This is a genomic window from Streptococcus sp. 1055, from assembly GCF_013276815.1.
In the GTDB taxonomy this organism is placed as follows: Bacteria; Bacillota; Bacilli; order Lactobacillales; family Streptococcaceae; genus Streptococcus; species Streptococcus pseudopneumoniae.
Genome location: NZ_VMLT01000159.1, coordinates 1 through 4,454, shown reverse-complemented (window position 1 = coordinate 4,454; position 4,454 = coordinate 1). Strand labels below are relative to the sequence as shown.

Genomic DNA, 4,454 nt, shown 5'->3' with positions numbered 1-4,454 from the left:
TAGATGCGACTGATGAAACAACAGAAGTAGGTAGCCCAGTTACGCAAACAGTTGAATTAACAAGAACTAACAAGCGTAATAAAGTGACAGGTAAAGTAACAGCAGGAGACTGGTCAACAGGTACATGGGGTTCTCAAGACTCTCCAACTGTAACCAACTATGACGCCCCAGATAAGGCAACTGTAGCGGAAGCAACTGTAACATCAACAACTACAGATACAACCGAAGTAGTGAAATACCCACAAGCTACAGAAGATGTTAAAGAAACTAAAACTGTTACCCGTACCATCAAGTATGTAGATGCGACTGATGAAACAACAGAAGTAGGTAGCCCAGTTACGCAAACAGTTGAATTAACAAGAACTAACAAGCGTAATAAAGTGACGAAAGTCGTGACAGAAGGTGAATGGACAACAGGCAACTGGGACGAAGTCGTATCGCCAGAAATTGAAAATTATGGTAAACCAGATTTACCAAAAGTATCGAATGCAGAAGTAACAGCAGATTCAAAAGGTACGACTATTTTGGTAAGGTATGACCGTTTATCAAGACCAGAAAAACCAATTCCAGAAATTCCAAGTCCTCAGGAACCAGGTGCTCCAGGTGAACCGACTCCAGACAAACCAAACCCACAACCAAATCCAGAGCATCCAAGTGTTCCGACACCAAACCCAGAACTACCAAATCAAGAGACTCCAATACCAGAGCTAACTCCAGAACCAGGTACTCCAAAAACTGAAATTCCAGTGAGTCCAGACCCAGAAGTTCCGACTTCTGAGACAAATAAAAGAGAGGAATTGCCAAACACAGGTACAGAAGCGAATGCTACCTTGGCTAGCGCTGGTATCATGACCTTATTAGCTGGTCTAGGATTAGGATTCTTCAAGAAAAAAGAAGATGAAAAATAATAGATTTTAGAATCTAGGAACAAGGAAAAGCTCACAGATGTGGGCTTTTTCCTGGTTTTGAGAACGAGGTCTTTCGAGAAGATTAAAAACGCTTACAAGTTCATTAGACTGGGAAACTCTGAATCCTATTTTTTTAAAAATATTTCCAGAAATCAGTTGCTAAATAGGGTAAAAATTGATAGAATAAAGAATATCTAAAAAATTTTAAGGAGAATCTAGCAAATGGATTTCACATGGGCACTGAAATATGCCACTGAATTTTTGGGAACTGCCATTTTGATCATTCTTGGGAATGGTGCAGTTGCCAACGTTGAACTTAAAGGTACGAAAGGTCACCAAAGTGGCTGGCTCGTCATCGCTGTTGGTTATGGTATGGGGGTTATGATCCCAGCCTTGATGTTTGGTAACGTATCTGGGAACCACATCAACCCTGCTTTCACTCTAGGGCTTGCAGTTAGCGGTCTTTTCCCTTGGGCACAAGTGGTACCTTACATTATCGCGCAAGTCTTGGGGGCTATCTTTGGTCAAGCCTTAGTTGTGGCAACACACCGTCCATTCTACTTGAAAACTGAAAACCCAAATAACATCTTGGGAACTTTCTCAACTATTTCAAGTATTGACCATGGTACAAAAGAAAGTCGCTATGCAGCAACTGTCAATGGTTTGATTAATGAGTTTGTTGGTTCATTTGTTTTGTTCTTTGCAGCTCTCGGTTTGACTAAAAACTTCTTTGGTGCTGAAGTGCTTCAATACATGAAACAAATGGCAACACAAGCAGGACAGACAGTTGATTTTTCTGACTTGGCTATTAAAGCACAGGTGGCTCCACACACTGCTTCAGGACTTTCTGTGGCTCACTTGGCACTTGGATTCCTCGTTATGGCTTTGGTAACATCACTTGGAGGACCTACAGGACCTGCCTTGAACCCAGCTCGTGACTTGGGGCCACGTCTCCTTCATGCTTTCCTTCCAAAATCAGTTCTTGGTGAGAATAAAGGCGATTCAAAATGGTGGTATTCTTGGGTACCAGTAGTAGCACCTATTGCAGCAGCAATTGCGGCAGTAGCTGTATTCAAATTCCTTTATCTCTAAGAAATAGCTCCTTTAACATTTGAGTGAGCACCATTTATAAGTAAGAGAGAATCAGATTGGTTCTCTCTTTTTGATTTTTCAGGGAAATGAAAGAAAATCGACACAAACTCCTCTCCAGCAGTGGTTTAGAAGTCTCAGTGGGTTATTCCAACTTTAATGGGCTATAGTAGGTTGCAGTTGAAATAATAGGTTAAGACCAGTAAACAATAATTTTTCACCCTTGTAAGTAGAACCGTATCAATCTCATAATGCCCATTCTCCAAGCGAAAATTGATAGCTTCAGGCCGCTGTTCGATGGATTGACCAGCAGGTTTAAAGTTGGTGCTAGCCTGTTTCTTAAGCGCTTTTCCTTTTCTAGGGTAAAGCAGATCCTGCTTGCTTAACCCCAATTTTCCACGATGAATCCAATAGTAAATGGTTGAAATTCCCACGTTAACCCCTTTAGCAATAACCATCATTTCAGGCGAAAATTTTTGGTTATGATAGTGGAGAATCTTTTCCTTTAGTTCCTTGGTCAAGCTTGATTTCTTGACCGAGCGCTTGCGATTGTTTTCATAAGACTGTTGAGCATAGTCGGCAGAATAAACCTCTTTGAAGCGCCCTTTTCCAAGACATTGTCGGACTGTCCCACGCTTGATTTCAGTGTGGATAGTTTGAGGAGCTTTTCCAAGTAGAGAGGCAATTTCTCTATTTGATCTCCCTTCCTTTTTCCATCTTTCGATTAAGCGACGGCTATCGATTGTCAAATGTTTGGCTTTTGTAGTATAATTGTCTTGCATCTCTGTGCCTTTCTTGTGTTTGTGGTTGAACAACAAGTATAACACAGAGGTGTTTTCTTATGCCTACAAGAGCTATCGGCTAGTTGAACCATCTAATTTTTAGGAGGGCTGGGTGGCTAACTTCATTATAGAACTTTCAGTTAAATTTTTACCAAGAATAATTCACAAAAACGTTGTAAAACACTTGCAATTTAGCTGAAATTTGATAAAATAGTAAGGAAAGTTAGACTGTATTGCCTACTGTCTATCTATAAAATATATTTTATTGGAGGCTTTTACTCAAATGGCAAAAGAAAAATACGATCGTAGTAAACCACACGTTAACATTGGTACTATCGGACACGTTGACCACGGAAAAACTACCCTAACTGCAGCTATCACAACTGTTTTGGCACGTCGCTTGCCTTCATCAGTTAACCAACCTAAAGACTATGCGTCTATCGATGCTGCTCCAGAAGAACGCGAACGCGGTATCACAATCAACACTGCGCACGTTGAGTACGAAACTGAAAAACGTCACTACGCTCACATCGACGCTCCAGGACACGCGGACTACGTTAAAAACATGATCACTGGTGCCGCTCAAATGGACGGAGCTATCCTTGTAGTAGCTTCAACTGACGGACCAATGCCACAAACTCGTGAGCACATCCTTCTTTCACGTCAGGTTGGTGTTAAACACCTTATCGTCTTCATGAACAAAGTTGACTTGGTTGACGACGAAGAATTGCTTGAATTGGTTGAAATGGAAATCCGTGACCTATTGTCAGAATACGACTTCCCAGGTGACGATCTTCCAGTTATCCAAGGTTCAGCTCTTAAAGCTCTTGAAGGTGACTCTAAATACGAAGACATCGTTATGGAATTGATGAACACAGTTGATGAGTACATCCCAGAACCAGAACGTGACACTGACAAACCATTGCTTCTTCCAGTCGAGGACGTATTCTCAATCACTGGACGTGGTACAGTTGCTTCAGGACGTATCGACCGTGGTATCGTTAAAGTCAACGACGAAATCGAAATCGTTGGTATCAAAGAAGAAACTCAAAAAGCAGTTGTTACTGGTGTTGAAATGTTCCGTAAACAACTTGACGAAGGTCTTGCCGGAGATAACGTAGGTGTCCTTCTTCGTGGTGTTCAACGTGATGAAATCGAACGTGGACAAGTTATCGCTAAACCAGGTTCAATCAACCCACACACTAAATTCAAAGGTGAAGTCTACATCCTTACTAAAGAAGAGGGTGGACGTCACACTCCATTCTTCAACAACTACCGTCCACAATTCTACTTCCGTACTACTGACGTTACAGGTTCAATCGAACTTCCAGCAGGTACTGAAATGGTAATGCCTGGTGATAACGTGACAATCGACGTTGAGTTGATCCACCCAATCGCCGTAGAACAAGGTACTACATTCTCTATCCGTGAGGGTGGACGTACTGTTGGTTCAGGTATGGTTACAGAAATCGAAGCTTAATTCGATTTAGTTCCCAGAAGAACAATTATTTAAGTCAGACACTGAAAGAATCTTGCATTGCAAGGTTCTTTTTTTCAAATATTGAACTAATACTCAATGAAAATCAAAGAGTAAACTAGGAAGCTATCTGCAGGCTGCTCAAAACACTGTCTTGAGGTTGTAGATAAGACTGACGAAGTTAGCTCAAAACACTGT

Annotated in this window: 3 protein-coding genes and 1 pseudogene; 3 read left to right on the top strand and 1 reads right to left on the bottom strand. The window is 41.4% G+C overall.

Translation table 11 applies throughout. The features are described 5' to 3' along the window. Window positions 1–230 precede the first annotated feature (230 nt). Both HT699_RS11235 and gla read left to right on the top strand, forming a co-directional pair. Entirely contained in the window at window positions 231–908 is a 678-nt protein-coding gene (locus HT699_RS11235) for an LPXTG cell wall anchor domain-containing protein (protein ID WP_050261379.1), read from the top strand. Between the two features lie 222 nt (window positions 909–1,130). Continuing rightward, window positions 1,131–2,000 (top strand): aquaglyceroporin Gla, encoded by an 870-nt coding sequence (gene gla, locus HT699_RS11230; RefSeq protein WP_023933475.1) that lies wholly within the window; start codon window positions 1,131–1,133, stop codon window positions 1,998–2,000. A 188-nt stretch (window positions 2,001–2,188) separates the two neighbouring features. Here gla and HT699_RS11225 read toward each other — a convergent pair. Continuing rightward, window positions 2,189–2,779 (bottom strand): annotated as a pseudogene (locus HT699_RS11225) (IS30 family transposase); the annotation flags it as partial. A gap of 283 nt (window positions 2,780–3,062) precedes the next feature. On the opposite strand from HT699_RS11225, the gene tuf reads away from it, so the two are divergent. Then, a complete protein-coding gene (gene tuf, locus HT699_RS11220; protein ID WP_001040724.1) occupies window positions 3,063–4,259 on the top strand; it encodes an elongation factor Tu in 1,197 nt (398 codons plus the stop codon). The last annotated feature ends 195 nt before the right edge of the window (window positions 4,260–4,454 follow it).